The sequence below is a fragment of the Microbacterium sp. SD291 genome (genome assembly GCF_017355365.1).
GTDB lineage: Bacteria > Actinomycetota > Actinomycetes > Actinomycetales > Microbacteriaceae > Microbacterium.
The window spans coordinates 134,494-153,337 of the sequence record NZ_JADIJR010000004.1 but is presented as its reverse complement, the minus strand read 5'-3'; the positions used below and the strand labels follow the sequence as shown (position 1 = coordinate 153,337).

Genomic DNA, 18,844 nt, shown 5'->3' with positions numbered 1-18,844 from the left:
TCCCGAGTGCCGCCGGCCGCCTCTTCCGTGCCGCGCCGGTGCGATGGCCGCGGATCGCGCACCGCATGCCGGCGCCCCGGCTCAGGCCTTGGCTGTGCCGGTCGACCCGCGCACCACGAGCGTCGTGGCGAGGTCGAAGCCGCCGCTCGGGGCGTCGCCGCCCGTCACGCGCCCGAGCAGTGCGCTCATCGCGTGGTCGCCGCCCTCGCGCAGCGGCGACTTCACTGTGGTGAGCGAGGGCGAGGTGAAGTCCGCGCCGAAGATGTCGTCGAACCCCACGACGCTGATGTCGGCCGGGATCCGGATGCCGGTCTCGACGAGCTCCTGCATGAGGCCGATCGCGATCAGGTCGTTGTACGCGAACACCGCGGTCGCCCCGCTGTCGCGCACCGCGACCGCCGCGGTGCGCCCGCCGAGCACGGTGGGGGCGACAGGGTCCAGCGCGACGAGCTCGATGTGCGCCCATTCGCAGCGCTGCGCGAGCAGCTCGCCGCGTCTCCGCGCCATCCACGACAGCGGCGGACCCGGCACGTACGCGATCCGGCTGTGGCCGAGCGCGCGCAGGTGGCGCACGGCTTCGGCGATGCCGTGCTGCACATCCGGCACGACGGAGAGCACGTCGTCGACCAGGCGGTTCACGACCGCGACGGGCTTCTGCCTGCCGAGCGCCGTGATCTGGTCGTCCGACATGCGCGGCGTGGCGAGGACCAGCCCGTCGACCATGCGCAGCATCCGCTGCGCGCGCTCGTACTCGCGCTCGTCGGATTCCTCCGACTCGGTGAGCACCAGGGTGTACCCCGCGCGGGTCGCGGCCGCCTCGGCACCGCGGATGACGTCGAAGAACACCGGGTTCGTGATGTCGGACACCACGAGGCCGACGATCGAGGTGCGCCCTGTGGGCAGCGCCCTGGCCATGGGGTTGACGTGGTAGTTGAGCGACTCTGCTGCAGCACGGATACGCCGTTCGGTGACGGCGTTCACCCGCCCAGGACGGTTCAGCGCCCGCGACACGGTCGAGGGATTCACTCCGGCGAGCTTCGCGACGTCGTAGATCGTCACGCTCTCCTGCTGCTGCGGCGCAGCATCCGGCTCCGATGGCGTGTCGACGGCACTGTCGTCTGCCATGTCAGCTCCTCACTGCTTCGGCGCGCGATGCGGCGCCGCTCGGGTCGCCCTCCAGCCTACGGAGTTCCCGGTCGATCGACGCGCGCATCGCGCGAACGGCATCCGCGTCCCCGGCATCCGCGAGGAGCACGTCGATCTCGGCACCGGAATGACCGCCGCACACGGCCCAGGCCGCGATGGCGGATGCCGCGGCGGCGGCGGCGCGTCCGGCGAGCGTCGCGTGCGCCAGCACCGGGACGACGCGCTGCGGAAGCTTGTGCGCGCCGTCCGTCGCGATCTGCGCGAGAAGATGACGGATGCGCGGGTTCGCGAATCGGGAGCGGGTCGCCGCGATCGCCTCGGCGAGCTCGGCTGCGGGGAGGTCACAGCTCGCCGCCGCGACCTCCCAGTACTCCTCGACCAGTGCGCGCAGGGCGGGATCGCCGAAGGCCGTGGCGACGTCGCCGAACCCGCGCAGCAGACCCCGGTAGGCCAGCAGCGAGTGCGCGCCGTTCAGGATCCGGAGCTTGCGGTTCTCATACGGCTCCAGGTCATGGGTGAGGCGGACGCCGACGTGCTCCCACGCGGGGCGGGGGCCCGCGAACCCGTCTTCGATCACCCACTCCGAGAACGGCTCGGTCACCACGGCGCCTTCGTCGCGGATGCCGGTCGCCCGCTGGACCTCGTCGATGTCGGCGTCGGTCGTGCGCGGCGTGATGCGATCGACCATCGACGACAGGAATGCGACGTTCGCGTCGATCCAGTCCGCGAGGGCGGGGTCGATCGTCCGGGCGGCGGAGAGCACGACGGAGCGGGTCACCGCGCCGTTGCTGCTGAGGTTGTCGCAGCTGATCACCGTGATCGGCCCTGCTGCGGCGTTCCGCCGCGCCGAGAGCCCCAGTGCGAGACGCACCGGTGCCGTCATGATCGGCGCTTCGGGATCGCCCATCGCGCGACGGACATCCGCGTCGACAGCGGCGGCTCCCCCGCCGCGCCCCCCGCGTCCGCCGAGGCCGTATCCCGCCTCGGTGACCGTGAGGGTGATCACGTGCGTGGCCAGGTCGGCGAGCGCCGCTTCCCAGACGCGTCGCTCCGCGCCGTCGTGCACGGAGCGGATGCTGTCGATCTGCGTGAACGCGTCGCGCTCAGGGCCGCGGGTGAGCAGCGTGTAGCGCCCGCCCCGCGCCTCCAGCAGCCGCGCCTGCGCGGCTGACCGCCCGGTGAACGCCGTGATCGACCACCGCTCCCCCGCGCCGGATGCCAGATGCGTGTACCAGGCCTGGTGCGCGCGGTGGAACGCGCCGACGCCCAGGTGGACGATCGTGGGCGCCTCAGGGCGGGGATGCCGGTCGTGCATGCCATCTCCTCATGTCTCGGCCGGCTGACTCCGGGCCGTGTCTCGGCCGACGTCGTCATCAGCTTCCGACATTCTATGGCAAACGGTTGCCAACCCGGCGCACGACCTGTAGCGTCGAAGCGGGGACGAGCCCGCCTCGCCGCCACCGCACGACCGCGCCGAAGGACAGCATGCCGACCACGATGATGCATCCGGATCGCCTCTTCCCGAGCGACCCGCACACCCGAGACATCGCACGAGAGCTCTATCTCACGGTCGCGGATGCACCGATCTGCTCCCCGCACGGGCACGTGTCGGCGTCGATGCTCGCCGATGACGCGCCGTTCGCCTCCCCGACCGAGCTGCTCGTCACCGGCGACCACTACGTGACCCGGGTGCTGCACGGCGCGGGCGTTCCTCTCGGCACGGTGCAGGCCCCAGCCGGCGAGCCCGCCGTCGACCCGCGCGAGGCGTGGCGCGTGCTCGCCTCGCACTGGCACCTGTTCCGGGCGACGCCCGTGCAGTACTGGCTCGAGTATCAGCTCGGAGAGGTCTTCGGCGTGACCACCCGGCTGTCGGCCGAGACCGCGGATGCCGTCTACGACGAGATCGCCGAACGGCTCACGGACGACGCCTACCGCCCCCGCGCGCTGTTCGAGCGGTTCGGCGTCGACGTGCTGGCGACCACCGACGATCCGGCAGACGACCTCGCCGCTCACCGGACGCTCGCGGCCGATCCCGACTTCCACGGGCGCGTGCTGCCGACCTTCCGCGCCGATCGCATCATGGACCCGTCGGCCCCCGGATGGCTGCCTTCGCTCGACCGGCTCGCCGCGGCATCCGGGATCCCGTGCGGTACGCACGCCGGCCTGCTGGACGCGCTGCGGGATCGGCGGGCGTTCTTCCGCAGCGTCGGCGGCACCTCGACCGACACCGGCGTCGCGGACTCGTGGGCGTCGCCGCTCGACTCGGCCGAGGCCGAGCGCATCCACGTCGCCGGGCTCCGCGGCAGAGCCACGGCGGCCGAGGGTGTCGCCTATCGTCGCGACATCCTGTACCGCCTGATCGAGATGTCCGCAGAGGACGGCATGGTGATGCAGCTGCACCCCGGGGTGCATCGCAACCACCACGCGCCCACCCTCGAACGCCACGGCGCCGACACCGGGCATGACCTCCCGCTGCCGACGACCTTCACCGAGCCGCTGCGGCGCGCACTCAACGACTTCGGCACCGGCACCGCGCTCCGGCTGGTGCTGTTCACGGTCGACGAGACCGCGTTCTCGCGCGAGCTCGCGCCGCTCGCCGGGTTCTACCCGAGCGTGTACGTGGGAGCGCCGTGGTGGTTCCTGGACACCCCGGACGCCATGGAGCGGTACCGCCGCGCCATCACCGACAGCGCCGGGTTCTCGAAGACCTCCGGCTTCATCGACGACACCAGGGCGTTCTGCTCCATCCCGGCACGGCACGACATGGCGCGACGGGCGGATGCCGCGTACCTCGCGTCCCTCGTGGCGACGCACCGGCTCACGGAAGCGGATGCCGCCGACATCGCACTCGACCTCGTGCAGCGCATCCCGTACGACACGTTCCGCATCCCGCGCTGAGCCGGGCACGAAGGAGCGCCGGGGAGGAGACCCTCCCCGGCGCTCCTCCCCCGCGCTACGGCGCGTTCGGGCCGACCTTCGCGGTGGTCAGCGGAGCGCGGGTCGCCGCGTTGGTGGTCACCTCGTGCGCGCCGACGTCGTAGACGCCCGCACGCTGACGACCCTCGATGTCATCCGTCACCCAGGTGCCATGATCGGTCATGAAAGCCGTGTTCACCGCGGGGCTCGACGAACCGATCTTCCACACGCCGGCTGCATCCTGCGCGAGCTGCGGGTTCACCCGCGTGTAGCCCACCGTGGGGATGTTGCCGTTGGCGGCCGCGCCCCACAGGATGTTGCCGCGCCAGTAGAAGTCCTGCATGAGCGGCACATCGGCGAGCTTGCCGGTCGCCCCCTGGAAGATGTTGTCGACGATCGTCACCCGCAGCGGCGGGAGCGGGCGGTGCGTCTCCCCCGCCAGGCCGTTGACGTTGTTCACCACGGTGTTCAGGCCGATGCGGATGCGATCGGGAGCGTCATACTGCTTGCGCGACTCGCTGCTCTCACCCACGAAATGATCGCGCACCGTGCCGGCGCCGACGATGATCGAGCCGTCCGTCTCGCTGATTCCGCTCACGTAGTTGTTCATGACGACGTGATCGTTGCCGTAGATGCGGATGCCGTTCTCGCCGTTCAGGATGTAGTTCGACAGGACCTTGTTGTCGTTGCCGTGGCGCAGCACGATGCCGCCCTTGCTGTTGCGGATCGTGTTGTACCGGATGGTGTGGCCGCTCGTCTTCACCGAGATGGCTTCGGGGTCTCCGTCGGCGTTCTCGAAGAGGTTGTACTCCACGATCGCGCCGCCGCTGGAGAGCGCCTTGGGGCTGGTGCCGAGACGGATCGACTCGCCGCCGTTGGTGCCGGTGAAGTTGTGGTCTGAGAAGTAGTTGTGGTGGATGTGGGAGTTCTTGGCGACGGTGTCAGTGCCCGGCCCTTCGATACCGAGGTAGACGCCGATCGAGTCCTTGCCGTGGAACCAGTTGTACGCGATCTCGGAATCGTCGGACCGCACGATCAGGTTGTGCTCCGCCGTGTCGGAGAAGACGAACTCGTTGCGGACGAAGTCCACCGCCTTGCTGCTCGAGCCCACGTCGATCGTCGTCGACTGGGTGAACCTGAAACCCTGGATGCTGATGTCGTGCACGCCGGAGAAGGAGAAGCTCGATGATCCGGTCAGCGTCACTCCGCCGACGGTCTCGGCCTTGACGGTCACCGGATCGGACGAGGTTCCGGAGGCGCTGGATCCGATGCTCACCGCCGAGGAGACGCTGTAGCTGCCGTTCTTCAGCACGATCGTGTCGCCGGGATCAGAGTTGCTGACCGCGCTCTGCAGAGCCGAGATCGAGGTGACGGCCGTGGTCTCGCCGGTGCTGCCGCCGCCCGTGGTTCCCGGCGTGCCGTAGACCTGGAGCTCCCACAGCGAGTACCCGTAGGCGGTGCCGCGCGCGGCGCCGTGGACCCGCAGGTAGCGACCGGTGCCGCTCAGGCCCGTGATGTCGTCGGTGCCGCCGTTGCCTGCGGTCTCGTCCTTGAGCGTGGTCCAGTTCGTGCCGTCGACCGAGATCTGCACCTTGTACCTGCTCGCGTACGCCGCCTCCCAGTTCAGGAGCACGCGCGACACCGAGGCTCCCTCGCCCAGGTCGACCGTGATCCACTGAGGGTCGATGCCTTCGAGGCTCGCCCAGCGTGTGGTCGACGATCCGTCCACTGCGGCGGATGCCGGGAAAGCGGACGTCTCCAGAGAGGATGCCGTCGCCGGGCGGCCCTGCGAGATGAGGGTCTCGGAGAGCGGTCCGACCTCGGCGGCCGTGAGCGGGCCCGCCTGCCCGGCCGGCAGCGCGGGCGCCGCGGACTGCGGCGCGATCTCGGCGGCGCCGGCAGCCGCAGGCACGCAGGTCAGCGACAGCGTCGCCGCCGCGAGCACCGCGACGATCCGATGGGTGGTTTTCATCATGCGGGTTCCGATCTTCATTGATGGGGTGGGGGTTACTGCGCGGGTGTCACGGGATGACCGTGATGTTGGTGAGCCCGGTGACGGCGTTCGTCACGGTGTTGGACGCGTACACCCTGTTCGGGTTGCCGGAGCATTTCGAGGTCGAGCTGACGAACACGGCATACCGCCCGGCGTCGCCGAGGTCGGAGGCGTTGCTCCGCCAGACGTTGCCGCATCCCCATCCGGTCAGCGGGTTGTGGGTCTCGTAGCCGTTGGCGAAGGTGCCGGGCGAGGAGAAGCTGCCATCGTTGCTCTCGATGAGATAGCCGTTGCCCTTCACATCGACCCAGGAGTCCGCCGAGTTCTCACCGGAGAGGCCGGTGCCGTCGAAGGTGTTGCCGCGGATGACGCCGCCCTCCGTGCCCTCCTTGACGTCGATGTGCTCGGCGGCGATCCCCGGGCCGAAGGTGTTGTCGAGCACCTGCACGCGGTCGGACCTGTCGCGCCCGCTGGAGTCGCCGAAGCATCCGAAGTTCGAGTTCGCCGACCCGAGGTACGCGCCCTCGCCGTAGCCGGGCTTGACGAGCCCGGTGCGGACGATCTCGGAGTCGCGGATGACGCCGTCCGCCGAGGACCGGCGAAAGTGCACTCCCTCCTCGGCGATGTCTCGCACCAGCACCCCGTCGATCGTGACGTGGGTCGCAGCGTCCAGCACTATGCCCTTCTTCGACTCGGCGATCGTCAGCCCGATGACGTTCCAGTGCGAGGCGCCGAACAGCCAGAGCCCGTAGCCGGAGTTCCATCCGGCGGTCGGCTGCGGGCATCCGGTGAGCGTGCCGCTCGGACCGTCGTTCGTGAGGATGGCGGTGCGCGGGCCGGTGAGGGTGATCGGCGCGGATGCCGTGCCCGGCGTCGTCGCGATGAAGCTGCCGCGGTAGGTCCCGGCCGCGAGACGGATCGTCTGACCGGGAGCCGCCGCCGCGAGCGCTGCCGACAGCTGACCCGCGGACGACACGTCCACGACGCTCCCGCCGGTCGGCGGGGTTCCGGTGCCTGCGGTGCCGTACACCTGCAGCTCCCACAGCGAGTAGCCGTAGGAGGTGCCGCGCGCGGTGCCGTACACCCGGAGGTAGCGGCCGGTGCCGCTCAGCCCGGTCAGCTCGTCGAGGCCGCCGTCGCCGGCGGCCTCGGTCTTGAGCGTGGTCCAGGTCGAGCCGTCGGCGGAGAGCTCCACCCGGTACTTCGAGGCGTACGCCGCCTCCCAGTTCAGCACCACCTTCGACACCGTGGCGCCGGCGCCGAGATCGACGGTGATCCACTGCGGGTCGACGCCCTCGAGGCTCGCCCAGCGGGTGGTGGTCGAGCCGTCGACCGCGGCGGATGCCGGGAACGAAGAGGTCTCCAGTGAGGATGCCGTCGCCGGCCGCCCCTGCGAGATCAGCATCTCGGCGGGAGTGGGAGTGGGCGTGGGAGTCGGAGTGGGCGTCGGGGTCGGCGTCGGCGTCCCTCCCCCGCCGGCAGCGACGGTCTTCAGGAACAGCGACTCCGCGGCATCCGTCAGCTCGTCGTGCACGCCGTGCCCGCCGCCGTAGTCGCGCGTCTCGTTGTGCGCCCAGTCGGTGATCGGTGTCCCGCCGCTGTCGAGGTGGCGCCAGCCGCTGCCGTCCCAGCCGAACTGCAGGATGCGGTGACGGTCGGCGAGGTACGGGGTGTAGGCGGCCGTGTCGCTGCCGAGCTGCTTGGACATGTCGTTGTTGAAGAAGACATTCATCGGCCCGGATGACCCCGACCACTTCACCGCCTTCTTGCCGGCTCCCCACCAGATCGGGAACCAGTTGGAGTCGTCCGGTCCACCTCCGCCTTCCTCGCCGCAGTTCGAGCTGCAGTTGCCGGTGCGGTGCGCGTACGGCACGGTCACCCTGTTCAACTCGAACAGGTTGTTCCGCTCCCACCCGCCGTGCAGGTTCAGGTCGGAGTCGAAGTCGTTGCCGATCACGACGTTGCCGGATGCCGACCACTGGAACGTGAAGTGGCGAAGCCCGCGAGACACGTTGCCGGCGTAGAGCGAGTCCCAGACCCGGGAGCCGCGGAAGTAGCCGTTGCCGCCCTTGCCCTTGTTCCAGGAGCCGATCAGCTCGTTGTCGACGATCTGGAGGTTCTTCGCCTCCTCGGTGACGATCGGGTGCGACCCCGTCATCTCGGCGCGGATGCCGCGCACCCACGAGTCCACGGCCCATTTGAACACGATGCCGTGCATCGCCTGGTCGGGAACGAGGTTGCCGTAGTCGTGCGCGGCATCCGCAGGCGTCTGACCGGCGATCTCCTGCGTGAACGAGAGCACCTCGATGCCGACGCCGACGACGGGGTCGACGATCGGCGCGGCCTTGGACGCGTAGACCTTGCCGTCGATCGCCGCGGAGCCGTCGGAGGTGGAGTTCACCGGCACGTCGTACTCGAGCGGCTTGTCGAGCGTGATCGTGCGCGCGGTGGCGTCGCTCGCGACGATGCGGAAGATCTGCTGACGCATGTGCAGGTTCTGCAGCGGATGCTCGGTCGGCAGGGCCTCCTGCTGCTCGTAGAAGCCGATCGAGTTCGCGGCGCGGATGTTCACCAGCGCACCGACGCCGAAGTCGGTCATCGAGCCGCTGGTGGCGAGGTGCACGACGGTGTCGCCTGCACGGGCGGAGTAGCCGGCATCCCCGGTCTTCGCGCGCAGGGCGACGCCCACCTTCCAGTGCACGTTGACCGTGCCCTCGAAGAGGTCCTTGCGGTTCGCGGGTGCCGCGGCATGGTCACTTGCGTAGGCGGGGTGCACATCTCTGGATTGCACGCGGAACAGGCCGCGCCCCGGCCACAGCCAGCCGCCGCTGCCGGCTCCCGAGGTCATCGCGTCCTTGTCCCACTCGGAACCGTCGGCCGTGACGGTGTCGTATCGCGTGTCCGCGTCGGGCCGGTAGACGAGGCTGGTGCCGGTCGCGGCATCCGATCCCGCCCCGCGGATCACGAGGTAGTCGGCATCCAGGTGCAGTTCACGCGTGACGTCGAGGCGTCCGGCGGGAAGCGTGATGCGGCTGAGGGACTCGAAGCCGGCGGTCGGCGAGCAGTCGGTGCGGATCGCGTCGATCGCCGACTGGATACCGGCGGTGTCGTCGGCGCCGTCTCCCGGGTGCACCCCGTGGATGCTCGCGAGCTCGGCCGCGGTGATGTCGCACTGCGCGCGCGGCGTGAGTGCCGCGGTGTCCGGCAGCTGCTGTCCTCCCCGGTAACCGGCTCTGCTCCAGTCGTAGAGGCCGGGTACCGGCGCCCGGCGGTTGCCGGCACTGAGATCGAGCCCTTCGGTGATCCCGGGATCGGCGGCGGATGCCGGCGCCGCTGCGCCGTCGAGAGCCAGCGCGAGCGGGACGGCGACGGCGAGCGCTGCGAAGGCCGCGATCGACCGGCGACGGACGGACAGGTGAGCGTGCGACATCTTCGTCTCCTACTCGGCGAGAACGGTTCAGGCGCGCATGTCGCGCCTTCGTAAAAGTTCTTGCCATTTGGGTGAGTGCCGCACCAGAGTATCTGGCAACCGTTTGCCAAGGAAGGGATGAAACCCTGTTTCCTCGAACCGGGCCGCGTGCGCCTCCGGAGGCGGGTGCTGCGGCGCGACGTCAGCCGAGGTAGGAGCGAAGGTTCGCGGCCTCCGACGCCAGGAGCGCGGGGTCGTCGCCGGGGACGAACTCCAGCAGGGCATCGCGCGGCGGGCGCTCGGCCTGAGCGGCTTCCGCGAAGAACCGGCGCCAGAGCGCGTCTCGTGCGCGCAGCGGCAGGCGCTCGGTGGCCGGCCACCAGGAGAAGACGTGCGCGGCGCTGGTGTGCGCGGCGACCGCTCGGTACTCGTCGATCACGGCGTCGACGGATGCCGCGACGGTCGGCTGCCAGTAGGTGCTGAGCCAGGGGCTGCTGACCTCGGCGAGCAGCCGCAGGGTCGCCGGGGCGGTGCTGGCGAGGGTGTTGGAATGGAACTCGAGTGCCAGTCCGATGCCGCGCTCCCCCGCCTCGGACGCGGCGTCCCGCAGGCGCGCGACGATTCCTGTCCAGTCGTCCTCAGTGGCCACGGCCGAGTCGACGGAACCGGCCCAGATCCGCACCCGATCCGCTCCCAGCGCCTCGGCGCTGTCGAGGACCGGTGTCAGCCTCTCGTCAGCGCCGGCGCGGAAGTACGAGCCGTACGAGGCGACCGCGAGGCCGGCATCCGTCGTCGCCTTCGCGACCTCGGCCGCACGCACCGGATCCCCCGGAGGGACGTGGACGTCGCCGCCCCACTCGATGACCTGGAGCCCGGCATCCGCCGCCAGCGTGACGATCTGCTCGGGAGCGAGAGTGCGGAAAGTCACCGAGCACAGGCCGGGGCGGATCTTGGTCATGGGTTCATCCTGTCTGAAATCGTGCTCCGCAAGTGCGTTCCGCCTCGCCCCGTCGCGCGACGACCGTCGGGGGACACCGGTCGTCGAGCGAGCGGAACGAGACGAAACGCATCTCTCCGCGGACGTCAGCGGAGGTGCGGTGAGACCGCCGCGCCGAACGCCTCGGCGGTCCGCCGGACGACCTCAGCCGGGTCCTGCGCCCAGATGTCGGCGTTGAAGATCTCCACCTCGATGTCGCGGTCGTAGCCGGTCGCGACCACTGCCTCGGTGAGCGAAGCGAAGTCGATGACGCCGTCCCCCGTGTGGTGCCGCGAGAGCAGCACGTCGGCGGGCAGCGGCGTCTTCCAGTCGCACACCTGGTACGTGGTGATGCGACCTTCGCGGCCGGCGCGGGCGATCTGCTCCAGCACCTGAGGGTCCCACCAGATGTGGAAGGTGTCCACAGCGGCGCCGACGACCGACGGCTCGAAGTCCGCGGCGATGTCGAGCGCCTGGCCGAGCGTCGAGACGACGGCCCGGTCGGATGCGTACATCGGATGCAGCGGCTCGATCGCGAGGGTCACGCCTGCCTGCTCGGCGAACGGAGCGAGCGTGCCGATCGCGTCGCGCACGCGCTCGCGCGCGCCGATCAGGTCGCGGGAGCCCTCCGGCAGACCGCCGGCGACGAGCACCAGGGTCGCGGTCGAGCCTTCGGCCCCCGCAGCGGCGAGGGTCGCGGTCTCCTCGATCGCCCGGCGGTTGTCGTCGAGGGCCACGAGCCGCTCAGGACCCTCCGGCAGCGTGAAGAACCCGCCGCGGCAGTGGGTCGTGAAGCGCAGGCCCGAGTCAGACAGCATCCCTGCGGCGACGTCGAGGCCGACCTCGTTAACGGGTTCGCGCCAGAGGCCGATGGCCTGGATGCCGGCATCCGCCGTCACCTTCAGCGCGGTCTCGAGATTCGCGTACTTGATGGTGGCCTGGTTGATCGACAGGCGCGGGTCAGGACGCTTCGACAGGCTCAGCGACCCATCCTCCTGAGCCCCTGCGCTTGTCGAAGGGCCGCTCATGCGTCCACTCCGTTCAGGCGCAGCATCCCGTGCCAGCGATCGCGTGCGAGCTCGGGGTTCTCGAGCGCGAGCGAGGCGTTCGCGAGCTCGACGATCCGGCTGAGGTGCGGGAGGCTCCGCGCCGAGTGCAGGCCGCCGACCATCTGGAAGGCCGGCTGGTGGCCGTTCAGCCAGGCGAGGAACGCGACGCCGGTCTTGTAATAGAACGTGGGAGCTGCGAACACCTGGCGGCTGAGCTCCTCGGTCGGGCCGAGGATCTCGAGGTAGCGAGCAGGGTCGCCGGCATCCAGCGCCTGGATCGCCGCGGAGGCGACCGGCGTGATCGCGGCGAACGCGCCGAGGAGAGCATCCGAATGGGTGCGAGGTGCGGGCTGTGCCCCTTCGACGGGCTCAGGGACCCAGCCAGGGTCGACCGCGGAGTCGCCGATCAGGCCGACGTAGTTGAAGTCGTCGCCGGTGAACATGCGCACGCCGTCCGGCAGCTGCGCCCGCACCGAGATCTCGGACTCGGCATTCAGCAGGCTCATCTTGACGCCCGCGACCTTGTCCGGGTTCTCGCCGATGATGTCCAGCAGCACCGCGGATGCCGTCTGCCAGTCATCCGCGCCGAAATAGCCCGCGAGCTCCGGGTCGAAGGCCGTGCCGAGCCAGTGCAGCACGACCGGAACCGTCGCGGACTCGAGAACCGACCGGTACACGCGGCGGTAGTCGTCGGCGCTCGTCGCCACGCGTGCGAGATGACGGGACGCCATCAGCACGGGACCCGCACCCTGCTCCTCGGTGAAGTGCAGCTGCTCCTTGTACGCGTCGATCACCTGATCGAGCGAGATGCGCTGCTCGAGAACGTGGTCGGTGTTGACGCCGACCACGACCGAGCCGCCCTCCTCGCGGGCGACCTCGGCGCTGCGGGCGATGAGCTCGCGGGTCGCCGCGGCGTCGAGACCCATGTTCCGCTGCGCCGTGTCCATGGCGTCGGCGACGCCGAGGCCCCAGGAGTACACGCTGCGGCGGAACGCGAGGGTGGAGTCCCAGTCGATGTCGGCGGGCTGGCCGGGGGTGTTGTCCGCGTGCACTCTGGGCACCACGTGCGCGGCGGCGTAGGCGACGCGGCTCTGCAGCGGGGCGGCCGGGCGGGTGTACCCGCCGCCCTCGTTCAGCGCGGCGGTGCTCAGCGCCCCGTCGACGGCGAGAAGCTTCAGGTCGCTCATCAGAGGGACAGCTGCTCGATCGCGACCTTGCGGCCCTCGGCGCTGGAGGTGAGGCCGGCCTCGGCGAACTGCACGCCGCGGGCGCCGGCGAGCAGGTCGAAGGCGTAATCGGTGCCGAGCACGTACGACTCGAGGTACTCCTCCCACTGCTGGCGGAAGCCGTTCAGGAAGACGTCGTTCGTCGGGACGCTCTGCCAGTCGGCGTCGTAGTCGCGGGTGTCCTCGAGGTCGGGGTTCCACACGGGCTTCGGGGTGGCGTTGCGCGGCTGGATCTTGGCGCCGAAGAGGCCTACCACGGCGGATCCGTGGGTGCCGTCGACCTGGAACTCGACGAGCTCGTCGCGGTTCACGCGCACGGTCCACGAGGAGTTGATCTCGGCGACGATGCCGCCCTCGAGCTCGAAGATGCCGTACGCGGCGTCTTCGGCGGTCGCGGTGTACTTGTCGCCGTTCTCGTCCCAGCGCTCCGGGATGTGCACTGCCGCCTGCGCGTACACGCTCTTGACCTCGCCGAACAGGTTCTCCAGCACGTAGTTCCAGTGCGGGAACATGTCGGAGATGATGCCGCCGCCGTCTTCGGCGCGGTAGTTCCAGCTGGGGCGCTGCGCCGGCTGCCAGTCACCCTCGAAGACCCAGTAGCCGAACTCGCCGCGGACCGAGAGGATGCGGCCGAAGAAGCCGGAGTCGATCAGGCGCTTGAGCTTCTGCAGGCCGGGGAGGTAGAGCTTGTCGTGCACGACGCCGGTCTTGACGCCGGCCTCCTGCGCGAGGCGCGCGAGTTCGAGCGCCTCTTCGAGGGACTCCGCGGTGGGCTTCTCGGTGTAGATTGCCTTGCCGGCGGCGATCGCCTTGCGGATCGCGGATGCGCGGGCCTTCGTCACGAGGAAGTCGGCGTAGATCTCCCATTTCGGGTCCGCCAGGGCGGCGTCGAGGTCGGTGGTGTAGTCCTCGATGCCGTGCAGTGCTGCGAGCTCGGAGAGCTTCTGCTCGTTGCGGCCGACGAGCAGCGGCTTCACCGTCACGCGGGAGCCGTCGGAGAGCTCGATGCCTCCCTGGTCGCGGATCGCGAGGATCGAGCGCACGAGGTGCTGACGGTAGCCCATGCGCCCGGAGACGCCGTTCATGATGATCCCGATCTCGCGGGTGCTCGCCTGTGTCATTGCTGGTCCGTTCTTCACAAGTCCTTGCGCTCCGCCGATTCGGGTAAGCGCTTTCCAATAGAGTGCCACGCCGAGCCGTCTTGCGCAAGCGGCGTATGAGATGCAGGCCGGTGAGCGCGCTACGCGCTCACCTCCATCTCGTTGCGCGTCACTGCCGATGACAGCGGTCCGCCCACGATCAGCGTCTCGATGTCATCGAGCGCCGAGTCGACGAGCCGGCGCACCTCCGCCCCCATGGAGCCCGCGATATGCGGCGTCAACGCGACATTGGGCAGCCCGCGCAACGGCGCATCCATCGGCAACGGCTCAGGATCGGTGACGTCGAGCACCGCGTTGATCCGCCCTGACGAACACTCCACAAGAAGCGCGTCATGATCGAGAATCGCCCCGCGGGCGGTGTTGATCACGGTGGCGCCATCGCGGAGGGCCGCGAGCTCCGCAGCCCCGATCATGTGCCTGGTCGCAGGCAAGCCCGGCGCGTGGAGCGAGAGCACGTCGACCTCGCCCAGCAGCGCCTCCAGCGGCACCAGGGTCGCGCCGGCCGCGGCAACGACCTCGGGATCGACGAAAGGATCGGCGACGAGGATCCGGATGCCGTCGAGTGCACCCAGCATCCGCACCACCCGCCGGCCGATGCGCGAGAAGCCTACGACTCCCACCGTGCGCCCGACGCTTCCGTATGAGCGCGATGTCAGCTCATGACCCCAGCTGAGCGCCTCAACGGACTGGCTGCGCACATGAATGAACGTGCGCTTGAACGCGAGCACGATTGTGGCGAAGGTGAACTCAGCCACCGGAATCGCGTTGGCGTCGGCAGCGGAGGTCACGATGATCCCTCGGTCCCAGAGCGCGTCGGACACGAGTCCCTGCACGCTGCCGGCAGCATGCACCACTGCCCGCAGATTCGGCATCCGGGCGAGCAATTCGGCGTCCAACCGCGGCGCACCCCAGGAGGTGATCAAGATCTCGGTGTCGTCGATGACACCGGGCTCGTGAGGGAGATCCGCACGCTGGAGCGTCGGCGATGAAGTCAGTGACCGGAGCCGCTCGAGCCGGGCGTCGTCGAAGAGCAGATCAAAGACGTCCTGACTCATCCATGTGCGAACGCGTGCGCTCACGCGAGAGCCTCTTCCAGCTCGAGCACAGGCCGCAGCGTGTACCGGCTGTTCGCCCACACGACGTACAGCACCGGTGCGCAGGTGAGTCCGACGGCGATCGCAGGCATCGTGGTGAACAGCGCGACCTGCACGCCGAGCACGAGGAACGAAACGGCGGTCAGGTACCAGCGCCGCAGGCTGAGGTACAGCGCGGCCTTGGCAATGTCACGGATTCGAGCCTGCGGCGCTTCGGCGAGCGCCACCAGGCTCACCAGCGCGGTTGCTGCGGTGAGCACGGCGACGATGCCGAGCATGGGGACGATGACAGCGGATGCCGCGGCATCCGCCATCGCGCGCACGTCCACGAGCACGACGACGATGACGGCCGTTCCGGCGAGACCCAGCAGCATGGCCTTGCGCCAGATGCTCCGCCAGCCCCGGAGGAACGAACGGATCACGTGAGTCTCGCCCGCACCGAACTCTCGGAACGCCGTGAAGGCGGCAGGCAGGGCCGGGGCAGCGAGTGGAGCGGCGACGGCCAGCGACGGCCACGACAGTGCCGGGTCCGTGGTCACCAACAGCACCACGAGCGGGAGTGCCGCGAGTAGGACGAAGAGGTTGACCATGAGGCCGAGGTAGACGACACCGAGGATTGTGGCCCAGGTGTCGTGCGGAATGCGCTTCATGACTCAGCCCTTCATTCCGCTGGTCGCGATGCCCTCGACGAAGTACTTCTGCCCGAGCAGGAAGATCAGCGCGATCGGTACGACCGAGATCGTGAGCCCGGCGAACAGCAGCGCATAGTTCGTGTCGAACAGATTCGAGACGAAGCTCTTCAGACCGAGCTGGATGGTCCACAGGTCAGGGTTTCGCAGGTAGATCAGCGGGCCGAGGTAGTCGTTCCACGTGTTCACGAAGGTGAGCATGGTGAGGCTGGCGATCGCAGGCACCGACAGCGGCAGCATGATGCGCCGCCAGATGCCGTACTCGCTGAGGCCGTCGAGGCGGGCGGCTTCGCTGAGCTCTTCGGGGATCGTCTCGTAGTACTGCTTCATCAGGAACACTCCGAAGGCGCCGAAAGCCTGCAGCAGGATGATCGACCAGAGAGTGTTGGACACCTTGAGGTTCGACATCAGAATGAACTGCGGGATCATGTACGACTGCCACGGCACCGCAATCGTGCCGATGTAGGTGAGGAACAGGATGTCGCGGCCGGCGAAACGCATCTTCGCGAACCCGTAGGCGGCGAAGGAGCCGGTGAGCACCTGCAGGAACGTGACGCTCACGGCGAGCACGAGCGTGTTGCGGATCCACACCAGCATGTTCGACTTCGACCAGATGTCGATGTAGTTCTGCCACACGAAGGCGTCCGGCACCCAGACCACCGGCACCGAGAACACCTCGTTGGCGTTCTTCAGCGAGCTCATCACCATCCAGAAGAACGGTGCGAGCAGCGCCAGCGCGAACACGATCAGTGCGATGTAGCCGACGGTGCGCGCCGCGGTGCGGCCGGCGGCGGACTGGCCGACTCGGCGAGGCGCCGGGGCGTTGAGGCTGCGGAGCTTCTTCTGGCCGGTGACCAGCAGCTGGGTCTCACTCATCATGCGCTCCGCTTCTTGTTCCACAGGAACTGACCGATGGTGACGAGGATGCAGAGGAAGAACAGGGCGACAGCGGCGGCGGATGCGTAGCCGAACTGCGACTCCTCAAAACCCTTCTTGTAGATGAACTGCGACAACACCAGGGTTGCTTGACCCGGACCGCCATCGGTCATCACGAGAATCAGGTCGAAGATCTTGAACGAGTTGATGGTGAGCATGACGGTGACGAAGAACATCGTCGGGCGCAGGCTCGGCAGGGTCACGTTCACGAACCGTTCCCACACATTCGCGCCGTCCATGCGTGCCGCTTCATGCAGTTCGCGCGGCACTGTCTGCAGGCCGGCGAGGAACAGAATCATGTAGTAACCCATGTCGCGCCAGGTGCTGACGACGACCACTGCCGGCATCGCCCACTCCGAAGACGTCAGCCACCCAGGAGGCTCTGAGATGCCGATCGCACGGAGGATCTCGTTGATGGGGCCGTAGTCGGGGCTGAAGAGGAGGTTCCACACCACGGCGATCGCGACGATCGAGGTGATGTACGGGAAGAAGGCGGCGGTGCGGAAGAACGCGACACCGCGCAGTCGGTTGTTCAGCAGCAGTGCGAGCCCGAGCGAGACGACGATCGTCAGCGGGATGTGCATCACCGAGTAGTAGATCGTGTTCCAGAACGCGATGCGGAAGCTGCCGTCACCGAGCAGGCGCTGGAAGTTCGCGATGCCGACCCAGTCGGCTTTGCCGAAGACGTTCCAGTTCGTGAACGCCATATAGAACAGGATCAGCACTGGCAGCAGGGTCAGGAATCCGAACCCGACGAAATTCGGCAGGATGAAGCTCCAGCCGATCAGTGCGTTCTTGCGTCGCAGCGCCGAGCGTCGTTTCGGAAGCGCCTTCTTCGGCGTCCTCGTGCCGGTGTCGTCGGCCTCGATGGTTGTCATGTTCTCGTCTCCTGGGTAGAGGGTTCGGGGCCGGCCGCTTCTGCGGCCGGCCCCGAGGCGGGTCAGTCGAGGCCGACCTCGTTCTTGACGCGCTCCTCAGCGGTTGCGATGGCGTCGTCGATCGACTCCGAGCCGCTCATGACTGCCGTGTGCAGGTCACCGAGGATGCCCTGGATCGCGGCGACCTTGTTGGAGGTCGGGTTCTCCGGCAGTGTCTCGTGCGTCGACCAGGCGAACTTGGACAGGTCGTCGGTCGGTGCGCCCTCGACGCCGAAGTACGTCTCGACGACAGCGTCGTTCGTCAGCGCCGGCGTGATGCCGATGCCGGCGAGCAACTGCGCTGCATCCTCAGACGCTGCGAACTCGAGGAAGGCCTTGGCCGCGTCGACCTTGGCCGCGTCGATGTTCGCGTTGATGCCGAAGCCGGTCGGGTCACCGAACGTCACCGGAGTGTTGTCCGTGCCTGCCGTTGACGCGTCGACCTGCGGGATCGGCGCGATGCCCCACTCGAAGTCGTTCGCCTCGCCGGTCGCCTGCTGCGCGATCAGCGTCGCGGTGTACCACGAGCCCATCGGAAGCATGGCGGCCTTCTGCGTGCCGAACTCACCCTGGTAGGTCAGCTGGTTCGCGGTCGAGGTGTTGAAATCGACCTGCGCACCGGCATCCTGCAGCGCCAGCGTGTTCTCGTAGAAGTCCTTCAGGTAGCCGTAGTCACCCTCGAGGATGTCGCTGCCCGACTGCGCGTTGGCGAAGCCCTGAACGGTGGACTGCCAGCGGTGCAGGTACGTGCCCTTGGCGGCATCCGTCGTCAGCGCATCTGCGGCGTCTGCGTAGTCGCCCCACGTCCACGAGCCGTCGGGGTGTTCGACGCCGGCCGCGTCGAACAGCGCCTTGTTGTAGAAGAGCACCCAGGAGTCCTGGCGGTAGGGCACCGCGTACGAGACGCCATCGACCTTGTACGAGTCGGCGCCGCCGATGCCGTCGGGCAGCGACACATCAGAGACGTCGAGCAGCTGGCCGCCCTCCTGGAAGGTGGTGACGTACTTGACCTCCTTCTGGGTGATGATGTCGGGGCCAGAGCCTGCAGCGAGGTCGGCGGTGACCAGAGTGTTGTACTCGGCCGGGTCGTATTCCTTCAGCTCGATCGTGACGTTGTCGTGCGTCTTCTCGAAGGCGTCGGCGAGCAACTGGAACTCGGGCGTCGTATCGATGCTCCAGCCCGAGATGCTCAGCTTCACCGGCGCATCGGGGTCGGCGGTTTCGGCGGCGCCGCCGCTGCAACCGGCCAGGGCAAGAGCCGCGACAGCTGCAATGCTGCCCGCGGCGAGGATCTTTCGGTTCATGAGGTGCTGCTCCTTTGCAATGGTGCCCA

14 protein-coding genes are annotated in these 18,844 nt (G+C 68.7%); 1 reads left to right on the top strand and 13 read right to left on the bottom strand.

Going from position 1 to position 18,844, the window contains the following annotated elements; all coding sequences use genetic code 11:
• Window positions 1-81: 81 nt before the first annotated feature.
• Together IPV10_RS04005 and IPV10_RS04000 are read right to left on the bottom strand one after the other, a co-directional pair.
• Window positions 82-1,125: a LacI family DNA-binding transcriptional regulator gene (locus IPV10_RS04005; protein ID WP_207480653.1), complete on the bottom strand. Its 1,044-nt coding sequence runs from the start codon at window positions 1,123-1,125 to the stop codon at window positions 82-84.
• Between the two features lies 1 nt (window position 1,126).
• The gene (locus IPV10_RS04000; RefSeq protein WP_207480651.1) at window positions 1,127-2,461 is read right to left on the bottom strand and encodes a mannitol dehydrogenase family protein; all 1,335 of its coding nucleotides are present in this window, start codon (window positions 2,459-2,461) and stop codon (window positions 1,127-1,129) included.
• A gap of 170 nt (window positions 2,462-2,631) precedes the next feature.
• On the opposite strand from IPV10_RS04000, the gene uxaC reads away from it, so the two are divergent.
• Window positions 2,632-4,044 (top strand): glucuronate isomerase, encoded by a 1,413-nt coding sequence (uxaC, locus tag IPV10_RS03995; protein WP_207480649.1) that lies wholly within the window; start codon window positions 2,632-2,634, stop codon window positions 4,042-4,044.
• A 55-nt stretch (window positions 4,045-4,099) separates the two neighbouring features.
• Here uxaC and IPV10_RS03990 read toward each other — a convergent pair whose 3' ends face one another.
• From IPV10_RS03990 to IPV10_RS03940, 11 genes are all read right to left on the bottom strand, one after another.
• A complete protein-coding gene (locus IPV10_RS03990; protein WP_207480647.1) occupies window positions 4,100-6,037 on the bottom strand; it encodes a chondroitinase-B domain-containing protein in 1,938 nt (645 codons plus the stop codon).
• Window positions 6,038-6,083: 46 nt separating this feature from the next.
• On the bottom strand, window positions 6,084-9,485 hold the full coding sequence (locus IPV10_RS03985) for a discoidin domain-containing protein (protein WP_207480645.1): 3,402 nt from the start codon (window positions 9,483-9,485) through the stop codon (window positions 6,084-6,086).
• 181 nt (window positions 9,486-9,666) lie between these two features.
• On the bottom strand, window positions 9,667-10,422 hold the full coding sequence (locus IPV10_RS03980; protein WP_207480642.1) for a sugar phosphate isomerase/epimerase: 756 nt from the start codon (window positions 10,420-10,422) through the stop codon (window positions 9,667-9,669).
• Between the two features lie 125 nt (window positions 10,423-10,547).
• Window positions 10,548-11,468, bottom strand: coding sequence for a sugar phosphate isomerase/epimerase (locus IPV10_RS03975; RefSeq protein ID WP_207480640.1), 921 nt, complete (start codon window positions 11,466-11,468; stop codon window positions 10,548-10,550).
• Window positions 11,465-12,676: a dihydrodipicolinate synthase family protein gene (locus IPV10_RS03970; RefSeq protein WP_207480639.1), complete on the bottom strand. Its 1,212-nt coding sequence runs from the start codon at window positions 12,674-12,676 to the stop codon at window positions 11,465-11,467. Before IPV10_RS03970 ends, IPV10_RS03975 begins: the two co-directional genes overlap by 4 nt.
• Window positions 12,676-13,836, bottom strand: coding sequence for a Gfo/Idh/MocA family protein (locus tag IPV10_RS03965; protein ID WP_207480636.1), 1,161 nt, complete (start codon window positions 13,834-13,836; stop codon window positions 12,676-12,678). Before IPV10_RS03965 ends, IPV10_RS03970 begins: the two co-directional genes overlap by 1 nt.
• Before the next feature lie 119 nt (window positions 13,837-13,955).
• Complete coding sequence (locus IPV10_RS03960) at window positions 13,956-14,954, bottom strand: hydroxyacid dehydrogenase (protein ID WP_307861050.1); 999 nt, start codon at window positions 14,952-14,954, stop codon at window positions 13,956-13,958.
• Window positions 14,951-15,619, bottom strand: a complete 669-nt coding sequence (locus IPV10_RS03955; protein ID WP_207480634.1) for a DUF624 domain-containing protein — start codon at window positions 15,617-15,619, stop codon at window positions 14,951-14,953. The genes IPV10_RS03960 and IPV10_RS03955 overlap by 4 nt, the downstream gene beginning before the upstream one ends.
• A 3-nt stretch (window positions 15,620-15,622) precedes the next feature.
• Window positions 15,623-16,534, bottom strand: a complete 912-nt coding sequence (locus tag IPV10_RS03950) for a carbohydrate ABC transporter permease (protein WP_242684618.1) — start codon at window positions 16,532-16,534, stop codon at window positions 15,623-15,625.
• Window positions 16,534-17,472 carry a carbohydrate ABC transporter permease gene (locus IPV10_RS03945; RefSeq protein WP_207480630.1) on the bottom strand — a complete coding sequence of 313 codons (939 nt, stop codon included), beginning with the start codon at window positions 17,470-17,472 and terminating at the stop codon, window positions 16,534-16,536. The genes IPV10_RS03950 and IPV10_RS03945 overlap by 1 nt, the downstream gene beginning before the upstream one ends.
• A gap of 62 nt (window positions 17,473-17,534) precedes the next feature.
• The gene (locus IPV10_RS03940) at window positions 17,535-18,815 is read right to left on the bottom strand and encodes an extracellular solute-binding protein (protein WP_207480628.1); all 1,281 of its coding nucleotides are present in this window, start codon (window positions 18,813-18,815) and stop codon (window positions 17,535-17,537) included.
• Window positions 18,816-18,844 lie beyond the last annotated feature (29 nt).

What these genes read in the sequence shown, in the direction of transcription:
- IPV10_RS04005 (WP_207480653.1), bottom strand. Translation starts at nt 1,125, where the DNA reads ATGGCAGACGACAGTGCCGTCGACACGCCATCGGAGCCGGATGCTGCG.
- IPV10_RS04000 (WP_207480651.1), bottom strand. Translation starts at nt 2,461, where the DNA reads ATGCACGACCGGCATCCCCGCCCTGAGGCGCCCACGATCGTCCACCTG.
- uxaC (WP_207480649.1), top strand. Translation starts at nt 2,632, where the DNA reads ATGCCGACCACGATGATGCATCCGGATCGCCTCTTCCCGAGCGACCCG.
- IPV10_RS03990 (WP_207480647.1), bottom strand. Translation starts at nt 6,037, where the DNA reads ATGATGAAAACCACCCATCGGATCGTCGCGGTGCTCGCGGCGGCGACG.
- IPV10_RS03985 (WP_207480645.1), bottom strand. Translation starts at nt 9,485, where the DNA reads ATGTCGCACGCTCACCTGTCCGTCCGTCGCCGGTCGATCGCGGCCTTC.
- IPV10_RS03980 (WP_207480642.1), bottom strand. Translation starts at nt 10,422, where the DNA reads ATGACCAAGATCCGCCCCGGCCTGTGCTCGGTGACTTTCCGCACTCTC.
- IPV10_RS03975 (WP_207480640.1), bottom strand. Translation starts at nt 11,468, where the DNA reads ATGAGCGGCCCTTCGACAAGCGCAGGGGCTCAGGAGGATGGGTCGCTG.
- IPV10_RS03970 (WP_207480639.1), bottom strand. Translation starts at nt 12,676, where the DNA reads ATGAGCGACCTGAAGCTTCTCGCCGTCGACGGGGCGCTGAGCACCGCC.
- IPV10_RS03965 (WP_207480636.1), bottom strand. Translation starts at nt 13,836, where the DNA reads ATGACACAGGCGAGCACCCGCGAGATCGGGATCATCATGAACGGCGTC.
- IPV10_RS03955 (WP_207480634.1), bottom strand. Translation starts at nt 15,619, where the DNA reads ATGAAGCGCATTCCGCACGACACCTGGGCCACAATCCTCGGTGTCGTC.
- IPV10_RS03950 (WP_242684618.1), bottom strand. Translation starts at nt 16,534, where the DNA reads ATGAGTGAGACCCAGCTGCTGGTCACCGGCCAGAAGAAGCTCCGCAGC.
- IPV10_RS03945 (WP_207480630.1), bottom strand. Translation starts at nt 17,472, where the DNA reads ATGACAACCATCGAGGCCGACGACACCGGCACGAGGACGCCGAAGAAG.
- IPV10_RS03940 (WP_207480628.1), bottom strand. Translation starts at nt 18,815, where the DNA reads ATGAACCGAAAGATCCTCGCCGCGGGCAGCATTGCAGCTGTCGCGGCT.